Raw genomic sequence first — 18,279 nt, forward strand, 5'->3', positions numbered from 1 at the left:
CAAGGCCCTGACAATATATGCGGACACATTGGGTACATAGCGAGATTGGCAAGCGCGTGTTGAGCTACACACTCGATCCTAGACCCGTTTGGTTTTGGGATGAGGACGGTTCGCGCCTTTTGTGGCGCAATCTCGCCGCACGTTTGTTCCGCACCAAAGCCAAGAAAAAAAGCGTTAAGCTGCTGCCCGATCCCGTCCCCTTGCGCGGACAAATCAATCGTTTGATCCGGTTGGGCGCACATGGCCGCGCAAGCCTGTCGCGCATGCGGTTTCAAATTGGCAAAAAACCTGTCTCCACCACTTGTAGCTGCATTCCGCTGCTCAATGATGATCTGACCGGGTTGTTGGTGATTTCATCCGATACAATCGATCCGAAATTCTTTAGCGGCGACGCGTATGACCTGGCGGCGAGCGCCCAAATGTTCCGTCCGGAATTGGATTATGTGGTCATCGATGACAGCCATGAAGTTGTGGCTGGTGCCTGCGCACAGCAGGATGAGGATCAGGAACAACCTGATATTGCGGCCATAGATTTGGAATTGCTTGAACAAGGGGCCACTGCCCAATTTGACATTTCTGCCCGCGCTAGAATGCTGATCTTTGAGCCTGGCATGTTGTTGGACCTGTCAGAAATGGGGGCCGACGCCCTCTCCTCACCGGTGGACAGCACGGAACCCTTGAACACTGAACCCGAAGACGGCTTGCTGGACCAATTGGACGGTGATCTGCCAACGGATGAAGAAAAGCACGCATCAGACAAAACGGCAGAGGAATCTGCCGACGAAAAAGCAGCGCATGACGAGGCGTCAGACGAAACTGGTGTAAACGAAGATGATGCCACCGATCTGCCCCACGATTTAACGGAATTGATCGATCATTTGTACCAAGCTGATCGCGGCTTGATCGATTCTTCTGACAAACTCACCTCGCTTGAAGTCGATGAAATGTCTGAAGATTTGGCGGCTGATCCTGAAGATGCAGAAATCGCCGCAGATGAAGCCACGTCAGCCGACATTGGCGACGACCAAGATTCCACCCAAAGCAAAACGCAGCTCTGGACGATTCGGGCGACACACAAGCTCACCGAAGAAGAGGAAAGCATCGAATCAAACGTTGCTCCCCTCGTCAATAATTCAGACAACGACCAGAGCATTTCAGAAGCAGTCGATGACAAATCGACGATTGCTGCAAACCCTGTTGGCGAACCTGACCCGACTGCCCGCTATAATTTTGAAGAATTGTCGCGGGTGCTGCGGGAACGTGTTGGCCCTGACGACACAATCGAAAAGACAGATGGCCCGGATAACGTCGAGGCGGAAGACAAACGGCCTACGCCTGGCACGCCGCCTGCAAGCGAGCGTGAGGCCGCAGCGCAACTGATTGCGAACGGTATACCGGAAAATGCAATGGACGCCCCTGCCAACCCGCAAAATGGCAAGAATGGCCGACGCAACCGCCCAGCGGAGCACGTGCAACCGGAACCGCAGTTAGATCCATCTGTTTCTGGTGCGTTGGTGGCGCTGAGCGATGAGACTTTGGTGCTCAACCGCTTGCCCCTCGGCATCCTCCTGTTCCGAGATCAGGAGTTATTGTTTACCAATCGCGCAATGGCAGAACTTGCCGGCTATAAAACCAGCACTGAATTGCGCCAAGCTGGCTTTGATCAGATTTTTCCCCGTGCGGATGAAGATGATGCGAGCGTTGGCCCTGTGACCAAACTGGTGCGCAAGGATGGCAGCGAAGTCGCCGTGGTGGCGCGGCTGCAGATCACCACATGGCAGGGCAAATCCGCTTATATGCTGACGGCGCGAGAAGATGATCGGCACGACCCGATTTCCTTGCCGGAATTAGACACTGATCACGCAGCGGATGTCGACGTGTCCAGCTTTGTTGGTGGTGTCACCACAGCTTCGGCGCTCGACATTGAACTGATTGAACGCTTGGTCACAGACGCGCACCAAGGGTTGGTCATTTTGGACAATCGTGGCCACGTCACCAATGTCTCGGATCAAGCTGTAGCCCTGATTGGCCCCAGCCGCGATTTGATGCTGGATCGCACCTTGATGGAATATATCGACGCAGATAGCCGCTCGAACTATTTTGGCTTGCTTGCTGGCACCAAGCAGGACGAAGAAGTGTATCTTTTTGCTGGGGCGGCTCATTGCGCTATTCGGTTTTTGCGCCATCCGCTTGGCGACGGGGACGATTTTAAATTGATCGGTGTGGTTTACGAGAAATCTGAGGTGCCAACACCGGTAACAGATATCGACATTGCTGAACAAGACGCTGAAACAGACCTTTTGCCGCTCATCAGCCGCGAAATACGCCGCCCCTTGGCAACGATTTCCGGTTTCAACAGCCTTATGCATGATGAGGCTTACGGCCCTATCGGCAATGATCGCTATAAAGAATATGTCAAAGACATTCAGTTGGCGACCAAACGCCTGGAACGTGTTGTTGGTGAGTTGGACGATCTCAGCCGCTATCGCGACGGCACATATGAATTGGAAAATGCGCAGATTGACTTAGGTGACTTGCTGACACAGTGCATTGGCAAAATTCGGACCCAAGCGAACGCCCAACAGGTGTTTGTACGCAGCGCCATCCCGGATGCTCAATATTTGATTGAAGCGGACCAAAAACTTCTCAGCCAAACCATCATGAATTTGCTGGCGAGCGCGGTCACCCTTAGCCCTCCGGGCAGCAATGTTATTGTTAGCGCCATTCGGGAAGATAATGGTGACGTGTCGGTTCATGTGCGCGACAATGGGAGCAATCAGGTGGACAGGGGTGAGAAATTCGCTGTGTTTCACCACAATAGCGGCGATGGAAAAGAAGCCGGCACCACTGCGAGTTCGGCGGTTGGGCTTTCCCTTACGCAATCACTGGCGCGCGCCAACTCGTTTGGCCTTTCGTTTGACCCGCTCGGTGACAATGGCATGATGATGGCCTTGCGCATTCCTGGCCACCGCATCCAAAAAACAAACAGCTGATCGCAATCCACATTGCGACATTCCGTCACACCGGATTGAGACAGCGGTCGCGCCGCAAAACCGGAAAATATGGAGATTTTCCCTCCAGTTTAGAACGGTTGTAAAAAGCGCCCTTTTTTCGGCGGTTTTTGCCACTAGGGCTTGATTGACATTGAGCATTCATTTGCGCAAAACCAACGCAACCGACGGGCCTTAACCCCGGATAAACAGGAGCGAAATAATGAAAAGAACACTTATCCTCGCCGCACTTGGTGCAGCATCATTTGGCGCAACAAATGTACAAGCTGAAGAAGTGAACATTTACAGCTTGCGTCAGCCAGAGCTTTTGGCACCGCTGACCGCAGCGTTTGAAGAAAAGACCGGCATCAAAACCAACGTGTTGTTTGTGAAGGACGGCGTTGTTGACCGCGTCGCCTCTGAGGGCGAAAACTCTCCAGCAGATGTGGTGATGACTGTTGATATCGGTCGCTTGGATGCCGCTAAACAAGCCGGCATTTGGCAGCCTATCCCACAGGATATTACAGCAGATGTGCCAGCCAATTTTGTGGAACCAGATGGTGCATGGGTGGCGCTGACAGCGCGGGCCCGCGTGTTCTATGTTTCAAAAGATCGTGTTGATGCGGAAAATCTTTCTTATGCCGATTTGGCCTCTGACGAATGGGCTGGTCGTGTTTGCACCCGCTCCGGGCAGCACGCCTATTCAATCGGCCTAGTGGCCAGCCAAATCGCCCATAATGGCGAAGAAGCCACAAAAGAATGGCTCGAAGGCGTACGCGATAATCTTGCGCGCAAGCCAACAGGCAATGACCGTGCGCAAGTACAAGCCATCTACTCTGGCGAATGTGACCTTGCCATCGGCAACACATATTACATGGGCAAAATGCTGACCAATGATGCCGAGCCTGAGCAAAAAGAATGGGCTGCTTCTGTTCGTTTGGTTTACCCAGATGCCGAACAAAGCAAAACCCACGTGAACATTTCAGGTGTTGTTTTGGCCAAGCATGCGCCAAATGAAGACGCCGCAAAACAGTTCATCGACTTTTTGCTTTCAGACGAAGCGCAAGCGATTTATGCTGAAACCAACTTTGAATTCCCAATTATGCCAGGTGTAGAAGCATCTGATCTGGTGCAAAGCTGGGGCGAATTGAAAGCGGATTCCTTGCCACTGGCCGAAATTGCAGATAAACGCGATGAAGCAAGCAAATTGGTGGATGAAGTCAAGTTTGACGAAGGTCCGCAAAACTAATGGGGTTGACCTATTAAAGGTACCGACAGCCAAAGTTTGAATAGTTTGAAAGGCGCGTTTACGCGCCTTTCTTTCGTTCAATTGGTCATCATCTTTTTGATGGCGCTGCCCATTCTGGCACTTGCATTTCTCGCCCTTGGCCGATTTAGCGTTGAAGGTGGCCTTTTCTCGCGCATGCTGCCCGTTGCGCTCACGGAAACAGGCCTGTTGCTGCTTTTTGTCGGTGTCTTCACCGCCATCGTCGGGTTATTGAGCGCGTGGCTTGTCTCATCCTTTGAATTCCCGGGACGAAAGCTTTTCCAGTGGGCTTTTATCCTTCCTTTGGCTATCCCCACCTATATCTCAGCCTATGCCTGGGTCGAGGTGATGGAATTTACTGGCCCCATTCAGACGACAATTCGTGCCGTTACTGGTGCAAAGACCATCCGCGAATACTGGTTTCCAGACATCCGCTCGCTTGAAGGCGCTGCGATCGTCATGAGCCTTGTGCTTTACCCCTATGTCTATTTGAGCTGCCGCGCTTTCTTCCTGATGCAGTCTGGCGCTTTGGTTGCAGCCAGTCGGGCGCTTGGCGCCAATGCATGGCGCACATTCTTTGCCATTATTCTGCCCCTCTCCCGCCCAGCCTTGATCGTCGGTGTCACCTTGGCCCTGATGGAAGTGCTCAATGATGTGGGCGCGGTGGAGTTTTTCGGCGTCAATTCCATCACCAAGATTGTGTATACAACCTGGCTCAACCGCTCCAACCTGCCCGGTGCGGCGCAGTTGGCCCTTACCGCGATCCTTTTGATCGGCACGCTGATCTGGCTGGAGCAATATGCTCGCCGCCGCCGCGATTACCTGACCCGGCGTGATTCCCGCGTGCCCCCATCATTGATCAAGCTCAGCATGCCCGTTGGCTTGCTGGTTACCGCCTTTTGCGCCGGTGTTGTTTTTCTGGGATTTGGCGTGCCCGTTTTGGAGTTGCTGTCGACCTCGATCAACCGTGTGATGCGCGGCGCGTTGCGGCCTGCGATTTGGCCGGCCTTTATCAACACCATCATGCTGGCCGCAGGCGGCGCACTCTTGTGCGTTTCGATCGGCTATTTTACGGCGCGCAAAATGATCAATCGCGACGGCCGCGGCGGCTGGTCTTTCCTCGCCACTTTTGGCTATGCGGTGCCCGGCACCATTTTGGCCATCGGCATTTTGGTGCCATTGGGCTTTTTGGATGGGTTGATCAATGATGGCACACGCGCCATCTGGGGCGTCACTGTTGGCCTGATCCTATCTGGCTCACCCATCGCCATCCTTTATGCCTACACGGTGCGGTTCTTGACGGTTAGCCACAATAATATTGAAGCCGCCATGAAAAAGCGTGGCCTCAACCTGCTTGATGCCAGCCATATTTTGGGGGCCAACAAGTGGCGCACACTGATCGAAATTGATCTGCCCACCTTGCGCCCAGCGCTGGTGGCGGCAATGACGTTGGTGTTTGTGGAATGCATCAAAGAACTGCCCGCCACCTTGTTGCTGCGCCCCATTGGCTTAGAAACCCTTTCAACTTTCGTTTATGCTGAGGCCAGCATCGAAAACTTTGAAGCGGCGGCCGTTCCTGCATTGTTGATCGTTCTAATCGCCCTCGTTCCGGCCATTTTGGGTGGTCGGTTGCAAGGCAATCACAGCTAATCATCGACGGCCAATTCACCAGACGGTCAAATAATTCTTATTTTGCGCCCTTTTCATCTGATCATGTTCTCCTATAAAAGAGGGGAAATTCTATGGGAGCGAATATCCGTGAAAAATTCTGCGCTTCACCTTGCGGGCCTTATGGCCGCAACCTTGTTTTCCTCAACAGCTCTTGCTGACGAACTTCGGCTAGGCTTGGTGCTTGAACCACCTCACCTCGACCCCACGGCCGGGGCCGCAGCGGCAATTGACGAGGTGGTTTATGCCAATCTGTTTGAAGGGCTGACTCGCATTGACCAGAATGGCGCTGTGCAGCCCTCGCTGGCGACAGACTGGACCATTTCTGACGATGGCACACGCTACGAGTTCACGCTGAAAGAGGGCGTAACCTTCCATGATGGCACCAGCTTTGATGCGGAAGATGTGAAATTCAGTCTGGACCGTGCCCGCGCAGAAGACAGCGTGAACGCGCAAAAGGGTATTTTTGCCCCCATCACCAAAGTTGAGGTGTTGGCGCCGAATAAAATCGCCATCGAAATTGCCAACCCGCAAGGGAACTTCTTGTTCAACCTTGGTCGCGGCGACGCGGTGATTGTGGCACCCGAGAGCGCTGAGACAAACCAAACAAATCCTGTTGGCACCGGGCCCTTCAAATTTGTGGATTGGCAGCAGGGGTCCAAGGTGATCTTGGAAAAGAACCCGGATTATGTCGGCGATGACGTTTATCTGGACCGTGCCATCTTCACCTTTATTTCGGACCCGAATGCGGCGCAAAACGCCATGCTTGCGGGCGAGCTGGATGGCTTTGCCAATTTCCCAGCGCCAGAAACACTGGAGATTTTTGAAGCCGACCCGCGCTTTAATGTGGTGGTTGGTTCCACAGAAGGTGAGACCATTTTGGCCACCAATAATAAGGCCGAGCCGTTCAATGATCTGCGCGTGCGTCAAGCCATTGCCCATGTGATTGATCGTCAGGCGATCATTGATGGCGCAATGTTTGGCTATGGCACGCCAATCGGCACCCATTTCGCGCCGCACCATCCTTATTATGTGGATTTGCTCGATACGTACCCACGCGATCTCGAACGGGCAAAGGCGCTTTTGGCGGAGGCTGGCTATGCGGATGGCTTTAAAGCCACGTTGAAACTCCCGCCCCCAACCTACGCCCGCCGTGGCGGCCAAATCTTGGCAGCGCAATTGCGCGAAATCGGCATTGATTTGGAATTGATCAATGTGGAATGGGCGCAATGGCTGGAAGACGTGTTCACCAACAAGGATTACGATTTGACCATTGTGAGCCACGTAGAACCGTTTGATATCGGGATTTATGCCAATCCGGACTATTATTTCCAATATGACAACAAAGCGTTCCAAGACCTGATCGCGACGCTAAACGTCGTTACTGACGATGCGGAGCGCGAAAAGCTGGCGCAGGACGCACAACGGATTTTGTCGGAAGATGCCGTAAATGGCTATTTGTTCCAATTGGCGAAAACCGGGGTGTGGGATGCGCGACTTTCTGGCATGTGGCCGAATTCCCCAGTTGAAGGCAATGATTTGACCCAAGTGAAGTGGGCTGAGTAAGGCGCTGGATAAGTACAAGCTTGCGCTTGACAAGTTGGGCTAAAACCAGCCCGATACGCCCATGGTTGGCTATTTGATACAAAGATTATTGGGTGTCGCACTGACCTTGCTGGTAGCTGCGGCGCTCATTTTTTTTCTGCTGGATGTGCTGCCCGGAGATCCGGCGCGGTTCATGTTGGGTATCAATGCGTCTGACGAGTCGTTAGCAGCGCTTCGCCAGCAATTGGGCTTAGACCAGCCTGCCATTATTCGATTTGGCCAGTGGCTCACCGGGCTGATGACGGGCGATCTGGGCATGAGCGCCAGCCAACGTGCGCCGATTGCGGAGTTGATTCTTGATCGGATGCAACTCAGCCTACCCTTGGCGTTTGGCGCCCTCGTCCTGTCGACGCTGATTGGCCTGCCACTCGGCATATTTGCAGCACAACACCAAGGCAAACCGGGCGATGCGGGTCTTATGGGCCTGGCGCAAATTGGCATTGCTATTCCCAATTTCTGGTTTGCCATGCTGTTGGTAGTGGTGTTTGCAGTGACCCTGAAGTGGCTGCCCCCCGGCGGGTTTGTGCCGTGGGCGGAAAACCCGACGGCAGCATTTCGCGCATTGATCTTGCCCACCATAGCCCTTGCCTTGCCGCAAGCCGCGATTTTGGCGCGCGTGATGCGCACCTCGCTGGTGGACGTGGCGCGACAGGATTTTATCCGTACGGCTCGTGCAAAAGGCTTGAGCAAAAGTCAGGCCCTTTGGCGACATGGGGTGCGCAACGCCCTGCTCCCCGTGTTGACCATCATGGGCCTGCAATTCGCCTTTTTGATTGCTGGCACCATCATTGTCGAAAATGTGTTTTACCTGCCGGGCCTCGGCCGATTGATTTTCACAGCCATTTCCGCGCGTGACCTTTTTGTGGTGCGGAGCGCCTTACTTGTGCTGGTCGGTTTGGTGGTGATCATCATGTTCTTGGTGGATTTGCTCTATGCGCTGGTTGATCCGCGCTTGAAAAAACGGGCGACACAATGAGCACCAGATTATTGAAAGCCTTCAGCTCAAATTTCGCGCACCCCAGCTTTGCCATTGGCTTTTGCGTCAGCCTGATTTTGGTGGCGTTCGCGCTTCTTTCCTTGGTTTGGACACCACACGCGACCGACATTGTAAACGTGGCCAATCGGTTTGCTGCGCCGTTCGGCAACCATTGGTTTGGCACAGACTTTTTTGGGCGAGACATTTTGTCGATGTTGATGGCGGGCGCTCTCACCAGTCTGCGGGTTGCGGTGTTGGCCGTAGCGATTGGCATGGTCATTGGCGTGCCGCTTGGCCTGCTCGCTGCCGGACATGGCGGCTGGCTGGAGCGATTGATCCTTCGCTTTAATGACTTTGTGTTCGCTTTCCCCGCGATTATCACCGCGATTATCATCACCACCTTGTTCGGCCCCAGTGCCATCAACGCCATGATCGCCATCGGCATTTTCAACATCCCGGTTTTTGCGCGCGTCGCGCGAGGTGGTGCCTTGTCGATTTGGACTTTGGATTATGTGGATGCCGCGCGCCTGTCGGGCCTCAGGGTTTGGCAGATTTCCGTGCGCCATGTGCTGCCCAACATTTTGAGCTTGCTGATTGTGCAAGCCACCATTCAACTTTCGCTTGGCATTTTGGCCGAGGCGGGTCTTTCCTATATTGGCCTGGGCACACAACCGCCCGAAACCAGCCTGGGATTGATGCTGAAGGAAGCACAGAGCTTCTTTCTTGCCTATCCCATGCAAGCGATTTGGCCAGGGGTCACCATTATTGCCTTTGTCATGGGGCTCAATTTGATGGGCGACGGGCTTCGCGATCAAATGGACCCGAAATTGTCGAAAGCTGGAGGCATGAATGTCACTGGCTAAACTGGAACAACTCACCGTTCGATTTGGCGATCGTGAGGTGCTGTCACGTTTGGATTTAGAAATACAGCCCGGCGCACAAGTTGGCTTGGTTGGCGAAAGCGGGTCCGGCAAAAGCCTGACCGCGCTCACCTTGATGAACTTGCTGCCCGAACGGGCTGAAGTTTTCGGTGAAATCGGTTTCAGCTTTGACCAGCGCACAAAAATCGATGCAGCGCAGCTGGGCGAAGATCTCAATTTCCCTTATCGCGGTGCACAGATCGGCATGGTTTTTCAAGAACCTATGACCGCGTTAAACCCCTTAATGCGAACTGGTGATCAGATCGGGGAAGTGCTGGCGCTGCATCGCCCGGAAAATAACACCAAGGCACATATTGAAGCCCTGTTGGCGGAAGTCGACCTGCCTGCCCATATGCGCACACGCTACCCGCATGAGTTGTCTGGAGGCCAGCGCCAGCGCGTGGGCCTGGCGATGGCGCTGGCGGGTGAGCCAGCGCTTTTGATTGCAGATGAACCGACCTCGGCGCTCGATATGATCACCCAGCGGGGCGTGATTGACCTGATCAAACGCATTGCCCGTGAGCGAAAAATGGCGTTGCTGTTTATCAGCCATGATTTGGGCGCGGTTGCCGCCTTATGTGATCAAATCTATGTGTTGGAAAAAGGCAAGCTGGTGGAGCATGGGCCAAGCCAAGCGATCCTCCAATCGCCGCAACAAGCCTATACCAAGCGGTTGGTTGCCGCGGCCAAGCCCACACCGCGTCCTGCGTTTACCCGCACAAAAAACACCACGCCGTTGCTGCAAGTCAATGGATTGACGCGCCAGTTCAGACAGCGGCGCTGGCTGTGGCAACGCCCATCCCCTGTCACCGCCGTTGATGCGGCGACGTTTGAACTTCACGCTGGCGAAACGCTCGGCTTGGTTGGCCCTTCAGGTTGCGGCAAAACTTCACTTTCGCGCATGATTGCCGGGTTGGACCCGGCACAGGCGGGTGAAGTGCATTTTGATGGACACCGGTTTGGGCATAAACAAGGGTCAATGCCACGCGCCGCGCGCCGCGAAATCTCAATGGTTTTTCAGGATCCGTTTGGCAGCTTTGACCCGCGCATGCGCATGCGCGACGCGCTGTTTGAACCGCTGCATCTGATGCCAGAACTATCTGCCGAACAGTGGCAAGAGCGTGTAACCGAAGCAATTGAACGTGTTGGGCTTTCAACCGATATGTTGGGGCGATACCCCCACGCCTTTTCAGGCGGGCAGCGCCAACGCCTCGCCATCGCCCGCGCCATGGTGCTCAAGCCAAAATTGATGATTTTAGACGAACCTGTGTCGGCACTCGACGTATCCATTCGCGGCGATGTGCTGGCGTTATTACATGATTTACAAGAAAAATTCGGCATGGCCTATTTGTTCATCAGCCATGATTTGGATGTGGTGCGCACGGTGACGGATCGTGTGATGGTGATGGATCACGGACAAATCGTCGAACGTGGAAAAGTTGATGATGTTTTTGATCGCCCTCAAGCTGAAATTACAAAAAAGCTACTCGACGCCCGGCTGACGATCTTGGGTTAGAGCCGAGCACTGTTGCGCGCACCAAAGCTCAACACGAATATTGTTCAACATAATGAAACAGTCTGACCCGGATTCAACCATCACTGCGTATTTTCCTTTTTGATATAAGCCCCCTATGAGCAAAGACATTCAAATTCCCGACGACTCCACGCGGCCCAAAGCGCCAGATTTTGGCAATCTCAACGAGCATCAGCGCCAGCCGATGCGGCACTTGCGCGCCATTCACGAACATCATCGACGCAATATGCGCATGATGCGCACTCTGCTTGAGGGCGTGCGCACGGGGGACACCAGCGCCAGCGAGTTTCACGCTCAGATCAAAGACAATCCAATTTTTGAGAATTACCAGATTTTTGGCAATCTTTGTGGCCAGCATTGCCAGATGGTCAATGGCCATCACCAGATTGAAGATATGCACATGTTTCCCGCTCTTGAAGGGCGGAAGAAGGCGCTCGACAAAGTAGTTAAGCGCCTCCGGGAAGAACATAAAGTGGTGCATGCGCTTTTGGTTCAACTCAATGATGAAGCGGCGCGTTTGATTGACGATCCGAGCGATGCTCAATTTGAGCGCACAGTTGCCGCGCACGAAAAGCTCGAAAAACTCTTATTGTCGCACTTTGGCTATGAAGAAGACGAAGTTGGCCCCGCCATGGGCTATTATGAGCTCGCAGTTTAGGCCGTGCGCACCACTTCGCCATCTTCTTTGGTGAACGGTTGATCGAGCGGCATGTTCAAAATGTAGAGCACCTTTTCTGATGGTCGGCACAGGGCGGCGCCCTTATCCGTCACCACGATGGGCCGGTTGATCAGAATAGGGTGCATCATCATTGCGTCGATCAACTCATCTTCGCTCAGTGTTTCATCTTCAAGGCCAAGTTCATCGTATGGCGTGCCTTTTTGGCGCAGCAAATCACGTGCGGACATCCGCATTTGCACCAACAGCATTTCCAGCTCCACCCGCGTTGGCGGCGTCTCCAGATAGTGGATAATCTTGGGCTCCTCACCAGAACGGCGAATCATTTCCAGCACGTTGCGAGAAGTGCCACATTGTGGATTGTGATATATGGTGACAGTCATTTGCGCCTCCTCACCTGACACAGTTCATCATCACATGATCAAATGACAATGACGCGACAAACTGAGATGAATTTGGCGTGGTGGTTTAGGCCCGTTCGTTTTGTGGCGGATTTTCACCCATTGGCCCTACCAGCCGCGAGGTCTGGTCTTCAACAAAGGCGCCGCCGGCCTTTTTGGCGAAATATTTCCGCCAACCTGCCGCCATTGCCTCAATAGCGGCAAGTTCCGCGGCGGTCTCGGTCGATAGGGCCTTATCAAAGCGGGCTGCTATAACGTCTGCCAACGGCCAGTTCGCATGAAGCCGTTCCACGAGGCGGATGTCATCGCCCATTTTGACAGTACCGGGGCGCAGCACGCGATAATACCACCCCGTACGGCCTGAGTTTTGCAACTCCAATGCCATCATCTTGAAGCCCGTATGCATGTTCAATTTCCAGCAAGGTTGCCGCCCCTGGTTAATCTGCACCAGTGCTGTGCCCAGCTCAAAAATGTCGCCAATACACACTAATTCTTCAGTCAAACCCGTACTTGAGATGTTCTCGCCAAACGCACCGGGGGTGAATTCAAACGGTGTATCGAATCCTTGATCACGCCAGAATTCGTAATGTTCCGCAGGATAATGATGCACTGCCTTCTCTGCACCGCCATGCACTTTTTTGTCCGCTTGCTCGTCGATGGTGAAGCCATCTTCCAACAGTTCAAGAGGCACACTCACCTGCTGTTTTGCGATGGCGCTAGGCGGTTTTCCTGCCCAGCGCTGTTGCGGCTTGCCAACAAAGAGGCCAGAGATTTTTGAGGTGGTTTGCATAAGTTTCGTCCTAGGCGGCGGTAGCATGTTCGTGGCAAATTTGCTTAATCTGGTGTGGTTTCAAATCCACCTCTAACAGTGCGCAATGTGCGTTGCCTTTTACGCCTATGCGGTGATGTTTGCACGTCCTACACATGCCAAATGTCCGGTTTTTGCGCATTTTCAAGGTGGTTGTGAGCAGGTGGCGCAAGCTGTCGGACAGTCTTTGCTGTTCGTCCTCATCCATTTGCGCCACTGTTTTGGCGATCGAGGTGTCAAAATCCAGCGCCCGTTCATAACCCTCGCGCAAATCATATCGAATGGACCGACGGTCTTGCTCCGATCTGACCTCTTCGATCAAGCCCTTGCGCACCAGCGCCTTTAGGGTTTGCGACACGGTGCCCCGTGTCGTGCCCAAATAGTCCGCCACATGGGAGGGCGCGCGGGAAAAGCAATTGGCCCGCGCCAAATATTTCAGCGCCGCCAGTTGGGTAGGGTTCAGATCATTGGTCCATTGCTCAGCCTGGGTCAGCCGACCAATGCGCTCCAACATTTCCAAAATGGTGTTCTTTTCAGATTCGCTCATAGGTAATTAATAGCGAGTCAAAATTACTATTGCAATAGTTTCGACTCGCTATTAAAAGAGCCTCTCCACAACAGGAGAACGGAAAATGAAAACAGTAATTTTGAGCACATTGATTCTGGCAGGACTGAGCAGTGCAGGTTTTGCCGATGGCAACCACGCCGAGGATATGGCAGATGCTGTCACGTCAGCGCAAAGCAACGACATTGTTGCCAGCTACGATATCCTGGCGGCGCACGTGCACCGCGACGGGCAAACCGTCACCTTCCATCTGAGCACTGTTGGTGCGGCAGGTGCGGAGGCGCCCGTATCGGTTGGTGCGTTGGGTGGTGCAGGTGTGCATGCCTATGTGTGGCCCACTTCGCTTGATCCGGCTGCGGTCGGCTTTGAAGGCGGATCAGGGATCTTGGCCCTTGCCGCCACTGCCCATCCGGACTTTGATGACACTCCGTTATATGACGAGAACAATGATGGTGCTTTGGACAATGACGGCGCCTTGTGGCATTCCCACTGGGTGGTATTGACCCCAACACCGGCCTGTGGCGAAGGTGCGCTTGCCGTGCGCGACATTGCTGAAGGCACCACCCCAAAGCTGCCCAAAACCTGGCCCGGCCTGCCGCTCTTCATCGATAGCCCCGGATATAGCCCACAGTTTGATGCGGGCGAAGTTCGGGTGAATGTGCCATTCGATCACGATGTTGATTTGGCCGGCGTCAATTATGAGGGGGTTACTGCTGCCTTGCGGGTGAACGCCAACATTCATGCGCCGCTACTTTGCGTGACAGACGTGTTTGATGTGGCTTCAGGCGATCTGTCATTGCCCGGTGCGATCAAATAAAAATGGATCCGAAATCATCGGATCCATGAGTTTGCTTACGAAAGTGAGCGGGGAGGATTGGAGGTTTTAAATCGGCTGGCCGTGTTCATCAAACCGATGCACATATTCTGGACGGGTTTTGATTTCCACTTTCTCACCATAAGCAAGTGGTGCGTTGCCATCGCGGCGCACCACCAGCGGCTCCTCTTCACCAATATTGATGTAAATATAGGTGTCAGAGCCCAGAACTTCCGTGTGCATCACTGTGCCCCTAAAGTCGCCATCAGAGGAAACGATGTCGAGGTGCTCGGCCCGCACGCCGACCGTGTGGGCATTGAACGGCTTGGCCTGTGCGCCTTCAATAAAATTCATTTTTGGCGAGCCTATAAAACCTGCCACAAACAGGCTGTTGGGCTTTTCATATAGCTCCATGGGTGTGCCCACTTGCTGAACCACCCCATCTTTGAGCACCACAATGCGGTCAGCCATGGTCATGGCCTCTACCTGGTCGTGGGTCACATAAATCATGGTGGTGTTGGGCAGGCTGTTTTTCAGCCCCGCAATTTCCATGCGCATCTGCACGCGGAGGGCTGCATCGAGGTTCGATAGTGGCTCATCAAACAAAAAGACCTTTGGGTCGCGCACAATCGCACGGCCAATCGCCACCCGCTGACGCTGCCCGCCCGAAAGTTGTTTGGGCAAACGGTCCAAATACTCCGTCAATTGAAGCTTAGCTGCCGCTGCCTCAACCATTTGTTTTATCTCGGCCTTTGGCAACTTCATCAACTTCAGGGAATAGGCCATATTGTTGAACACATTCATATGCGGATAGAGCGCATAGGATTGGAACACCATGGCGATGCCCCGCTTGGACGGCGCCACATCATTGACCACTTTTCCGTCGATTTTCAATTCGCCGGAACTGATAGATTCCAAGCCGGAAATGGTGCGCAACAAAGTGGACTTGCCGCAGCCAGATGGCCCGACAAACACGATGAATTCACCTGTTTTGATATCGAGATCGATATCCTTTAAAACATGCACTGGTCCATAGGATTTGTTCAAATCCGAAATGGTAATATCAGCCATGGTCCCCTCCTCCCAAAGGTTTACCCTATCACTCCAATATAGGCGCCTAGCGGCGGTAATTTAAGTCCTGCATCTGTGCGTTCGGCCGCGTGCGGCCAATCGCTGTCGGCAATGTTGTTCATGTCTAGCGCAATTTCCGCGGCCTCATCGGACATATTGAAAAGGCACAACAAACGCTCATCATCAGCGGTCCGCTCAAAAGACAGTATTTGATCCGTCGCCGAGACCTTTTCAATGGCCCCTGTTGTCAATGCCTTGTGGTCGCGTCGGAAGCGCAGAAAGTCTTGGTACAGCCGCAAGATGCTTTCGTCGCCCTGCTGATCTACCGCCAAGTCTTTATGCGCGCGCGGCACGGGCAACCATGTTTTGTTCGCAATACTGAAGCCCGCATTGGGACCATTTTTCTGCCACACCATTGGGGTGCGACAGCCGTCACGCCCCTTAAAATTCGGCCAGAACTCAATACCATATGGATCAACCAGATCTTCATAGGCGATGTCCGCTTCAGGCAGCGCCAGTTCTTCGCCTTGATAAAGGCAAACTGAACCACGCAAGGACAATAAGAGCATTGCACTCAATCGCGCCAACGCCTTGTGGTCACGCTCATTCGTCGCCCACCGCGACACATGACGTACCACATCATGGTTTGAAAATGCCCAGCACGGCCAGCCGTCGGTTACGATGTTTTCCAGCTCTTTAATCCGTTCGGCAAAATATGGCGCTTTAAACTCGCCACCCAAAAAGTCGAACGTATAGGCCATATGCAACTTGTTGCCGCCGGACGTATATTCGGCCATCAGCTCTAATTGGCGCTGGGCATCGCCAATCTCACCAACGGTTGTGATGTGGTCATACTCGTCCAGCACCGCGCGCAAATCTGCCAAGAAGTCGACATTTTCGGGCTGGCTTTTGTCAAATTGGTGATTTTGCCAATTATAGGGGTTCACCGCGGGCGCGATGGTGGAATTTATTTGATCCTTGGGCAAAGCCGGATTGTCGCGCAGCGACGCATCATGCACATAGAAATTGACCGTATCGAGCCGAAAACCATCCACGCCACGGTCCAGCCAGAACCGAACTTCGCTCAACAGCGCTTTACGCACCTCTGCGTTATGGAAATTAAGGTCCGGCTGTGAAGCGAGGAAGTTGTGCAAATAATATTGGCAACGGCGCGGGTCCCATGTCCATGCCGATCCACCAAAAATGGAAAGCCAATTGTTTGGCGGCGACCCATCGGGCTTGGCATCCGCCCACACATACCAATCGGCCTTTTCGTTTGTTTTATCGCGGCGGCTTTGTTCAAACCAATCATGCAAATCAGAAGTGTGGCTGATCACTTGGTCGATCATGACCTTCAAGCCCAAGCTGTGCGCCTTTTCCAACAATTGGTCAAAATCAGCCAATGTGCCAAATATCGGATCCACATCGCGATAATTGGAAACGTCATAGCCGAAGTCTTTCATTGGCGAAGTGAAAAAGGGGGACAACCAGATGGCATCCACACCCAGATCAGCGACATAATCCAGCCGATCTGTAATGCCGCGCAAATCGCCTATCCCGTCGCCATTCGCATCTTGAAATGACCGAGGATAGATTTGATAGATGACCGCGCCGCGCCACCAGTCTTTTTGTTTCTGCCATTTATCTTTGGCGCTATTTTGCAAGGCGAAGGTGCTCATCAATACCCTTTGATTTCTTGTCGTCGCTTTATTCTCTGTCCCAATCGCAATTTCCCACTGCAATGGGACGCAAAACTGTTGGTATTTCTTTTTCCAAAACGTTTTGGTAGATTATTTTTAGCGGGTTAATATTGCCCTCGTCAACCGATTGTTGAAAGTTCGGTCTGGAAAAATACGGATTGACGAAAAACACCCAGGCCGGGGAAGCGACAAGCAGATGCACGATGATGGCCCAACAGGACGTGAGCGCGATCAGGTAACGATCAAAGACCTATCGGCAGAGCTCGATCTTTCGATCACAACAATTTCGCGCGCCTTGAATGGGTATTCGGATGTCAGCGCAAAAACGCGTGAACGTGTGCAACAGGCCGCACGCGACATGGGTTATACACCCAACCGGAATGCGCAACGTTTGGTCACGCAAAAATCGCACTCAATCGGCTGGATCAAGGGCGATGGCTCGCAGCACTTTGTCGATCCACACTTTGTCGAGGTTTTTGCTGGTGTTCTGCGCGAAGTGAAAAACTATGATTACGACGTGGTGTTCGCTTCTGGCGCCGAGAAAGAAATCATTCCCCTTTATGAACGCTATGTCAAAGATCAAAGCGTTGATGGGTTTATCTTAGAACTGCCGCAACCGAACGATGCACGGATCGATTATTTATTGGACGCTGATATCCCCTTCGTCGTGCATGGCCGGGAAGCGCGATCAGATAAATATGCCTGGGTCGACATCGACAATTTTGGCCTGTTCGAGACATTGACGACCGTGTTGATTGGCGCTGGGCACAAGCATATTGCGTTTATCAATGGCGATGAACACTATTCATTTGCCGTTGAGCGGCGGCGCGGCGCACAAGCAGCGTTAGAAAAAATGAACTTAGCGCCGGACAGTCTAACGATCTACAACGCGGTTCACCCCATGGTGCATGCGGGCTTCCAGCTGAGCCAAAAAGCGCTTGAAGACCCGACGATCACCGCCATCATTTATTCATCCGCTGTGATGGCCGTTGAGGGGCAAGCTGCAATTGAAGGCTCAAGCCGCACCATCGGCGAGGATTTAGAAATCGCAACCATGGACGATGAATTGCGCCATGTGGATGTCAGCCATTTAGAAGATAAGATCAGTTTTGTCCGCGCCCCGCTAAATGATAGTGGCCATGCGCTGGTGCGCCAATTGATGCAGCGCATCCAGAATAAAGGTGCGCCCAGCGGTGAATTAATACCCGGTCGCATAAAGCTCAGGCCGAACTTGCCGGCGCATCTGGTGCCCGACTGTTTTGAGGTCGAGCAAGCCAAATAAAA

15 protein-coding genes are annotated in these 18,279 nt (G+C 53.2%); 10 read left to right on the plus strand and 5 right to left on the minus strand.

Annotated features, from left to right (window positions below; all coding sequences use genetic code 11):
* Nucleotides 1-17 precede the first annotated feature (17 nt).
* The 8 genes from MXMO3_RS13960 to MXMO3_RS13995 all read left to right on the plus strand — a co-directional run bounded on the left by MXMO3_RS13960 (nucleotide 18) and on the right by MXMO3_RS13995 (nucleotide 11,618).
* Nucleotides 18-2,993: a sensor histidine kinase gene (locus MXMO3_RS13960; protein WP_117396262.1), complete on the plus strand. Its 2,976-nt coding sequence runs from the start codon at nucleotides 18-20 to the stop codon at nucleotides 2,991-2,993.
* Nucleotides 2,994-3,213: 220 nt separating this feature from the next.
* A complete protein-coding gene (locus MXMO3_RS13965) occupies nucleotides 3,214-4,239 on the plus strand; it encodes an extracellular solute-binding protein (protein ID WP_027833678.1) in 1,026 nt (341 codons plus the stop codon).
* Nucleotides 4,240-4,275: 36 nt separating this feature from the next.
* Nucleotides 4,276-5,907 (plus strand): ABC transporter permease, encoded by a 1,632-nt coding sequence (locus tag MXMO3_RS13970; protein ID WP_117396263.1) that lies wholly within the window; start codon nucleotides 4,276-4,278, stop codon nucleotides 5,905-5,907.
* 102 nt (nucleotides 5,908-6,009) lie between these two features.
* Nucleotides 6,010-7,491 carry an ABC transporter substrate-binding protein gene (locus tag MXMO3_RS13975; protein ID WP_425462138.1) on the plus strand — a complete coding sequence of 494 codons (1,482 nt, stop codon included), beginning with the start codon at nucleotides 6,010-6,012 and terminating at the stop codon, nucleotides 7,489-7,491.
* A 61-nt stretch (nucleotides 7,492-7,552) separates the two neighbouring features.
* Nucleotides 7,553-8,506 (plus strand): ABC transporter permease, encoded by a 954-nt coding sequence (locus MXMO3_RS13980; protein ID WP_117396264.1) that lies wholly within the window; start codon nucleotides 7,553-7,555, stop codon nucleotides 8,504-8,506.
* Nucleotides 8,503-9,369 (plus strand): ABC transporter permease, encoded by an 867-nt coding sequence (locus MXMO3_RS13985; protein WP_117396265.1) that lies wholly within the window; start codon nucleotides 8,503-8,505, stop codon nucleotides 9,367-9,369. The genes MXMO3_RS13980 and MXMO3_RS13985 overlap by 4 nt, the downstream gene beginning before the upstream one ends.
* A complete protein-coding gene (locus MXMO3_RS13990) occupies nucleotides 9,356-10,942 on the plus strand; it encodes a dipeptide ABC transporter ATP-binding protein (RefSeq protein WP_117396266.1) in 1,587 nt (528 codons plus the stop codon). Before MXMO3_RS13985 ends, MXMO3_RS13990 begins: the two co-directional genes overlap by 14 nt.
* 115 nt (nucleotides 10,943-11,057) lie before the next feature.
* On the plus strand, nucleotides 11,058-11,618 hold the full coding sequence (locus tag MXMO3_RS13995; protein ID WP_027833683.1) for a hemerythrin domain-containing protein: 561 nt from the start codon (nucleotides 11,058-11,060) through the stop codon (nucleotides 11,616-11,618).
* On the opposite strand, the gene arsC is transcribed toward MXMO3_RS13995, so the two are convergent.
* The 3 genes from arsC to MXMO3_RS14010 all read right to left on the minus strand — a co-directional run bounded on the left by arsC (nucleotide 11,615) and on the right by MXMO3_RS14010 (nucleotide 13,392).
* The gene (gene arsC, locus MXMO3_RS14000; protein WP_117396267.1) at nucleotides 11,615-12,019 is read right to left on the minus strand and encodes an arsenate reductase (glutaredoxin); all 405 of its coding nucleotides are present in this window, start codon (nucleotides 12,017-12,019) and stop codon (nucleotides 11,615-11,617) included. The genes MXMO3_RS13995 and arsC overlap by 4 nt on opposite strands.
* An 85-nt stretch (nucleotides 12,020-12,104) precedes the next feature.
* On the minus strand, nucleotides 12,105-12,827 hold the full coding sequence (locus tag MXMO3_RS14005) for an MOSC domain-containing protein (protein ID WP_117396268.1): 723 nt from the start codon (nucleotides 12,825-12,827) through the stop codon (nucleotides 12,105-12,107).
* Nucleotides 12,828-12,837: 10 nt separating this feature from the next.
* On the minus strand, nucleotides 12,838-13,392 hold the full coding sequence (locus MXMO3_RS14010; RefSeq protein ID WP_117396269.1) for a MarR family winged helix-turn-helix transcriptional regulator: 555 nt from the start codon (nucleotides 13,390-13,392) through the stop codon (nucleotides 12,838-12,840).
* Nucleotides 13,393-13,477: 85 nt separating this feature from the next.
* Here MXMO3_RS14010 and MXMO3_RS14015 point away from each other — a divergent pair, with 85 nt between their 5' ends.
* Nucleotides 13,478-14,227, plus strand: a complete 750-nt coding sequence (locus MXMO3_RS14015) for a hypothetical protein (protein WP_117396270.1) — start codon at nucleotides 13,478-13,480, stop codon at nucleotides 14,225-14,227.
* A 66-nt stretch (nucleotides 14,228-14,293) separates the two neighbouring features.
* Here the strand turns inward: MXMO3_RS14015 and MXMO3_RS14020 are convergent, their stop codons facing one another.
* Together MXMO3_RS14020 and bglA are read right to left on the minus strand one after the other, a co-directional pair.
* The gene (locus MXMO3_RS14020) at nucleotides 14,294-15,295 is read right to left on the minus strand and encodes an ABC transporter ATP-binding protein (RefSeq protein WP_117396271.1); all 1,002 of its coding nucleotides are present in this window, start codon (nucleotides 15,293-15,295) and stop codon (nucleotides 14,294-14,296) included.
* 20 nt (nucleotides 15,296-15,315) lie between these two features.
* Nucleotides 15,316-16,974 (minus strand): beta-galactosidase BglA, encoded by a 1,659-nt coding sequence (bglA, locus tag MXMO3_RS14025; protein ID WP_117396272.1) that lies wholly within the window; start codon nucleotides 16,972-16,974, stop codon nucleotides 15,316-15,318.
* Between the two features lie 217 nt (nucleotides 16,975-17,191).
* On the opposite strand from bglA, the gene MXMO3_RS14030 reads away from it, so the two are divergent.
* Complete coding sequence (locus MXMO3_RS14030) at nucleotides 17,192-18,277, plus strand: LacI family DNA-binding transcriptional regulator (protein WP_117396273.1); 1,086 nt, start codon at nucleotides 17,192-17,194, stop codon at nucleotides 18,275-18,277.
* Nucleotides 18,278-18,279: the final 2 nt, after the last annotated feature.

Origin of the sequence: Maritalea myrionectae, from assembly GCF_003433515.1 — a bacterium.
Lineage (GTDB): Bacteria > Pseudomonadota > Alphaproteobacteria > Rhizobiales > Devosiaceae > Maritalea > Maritalea myrionectae.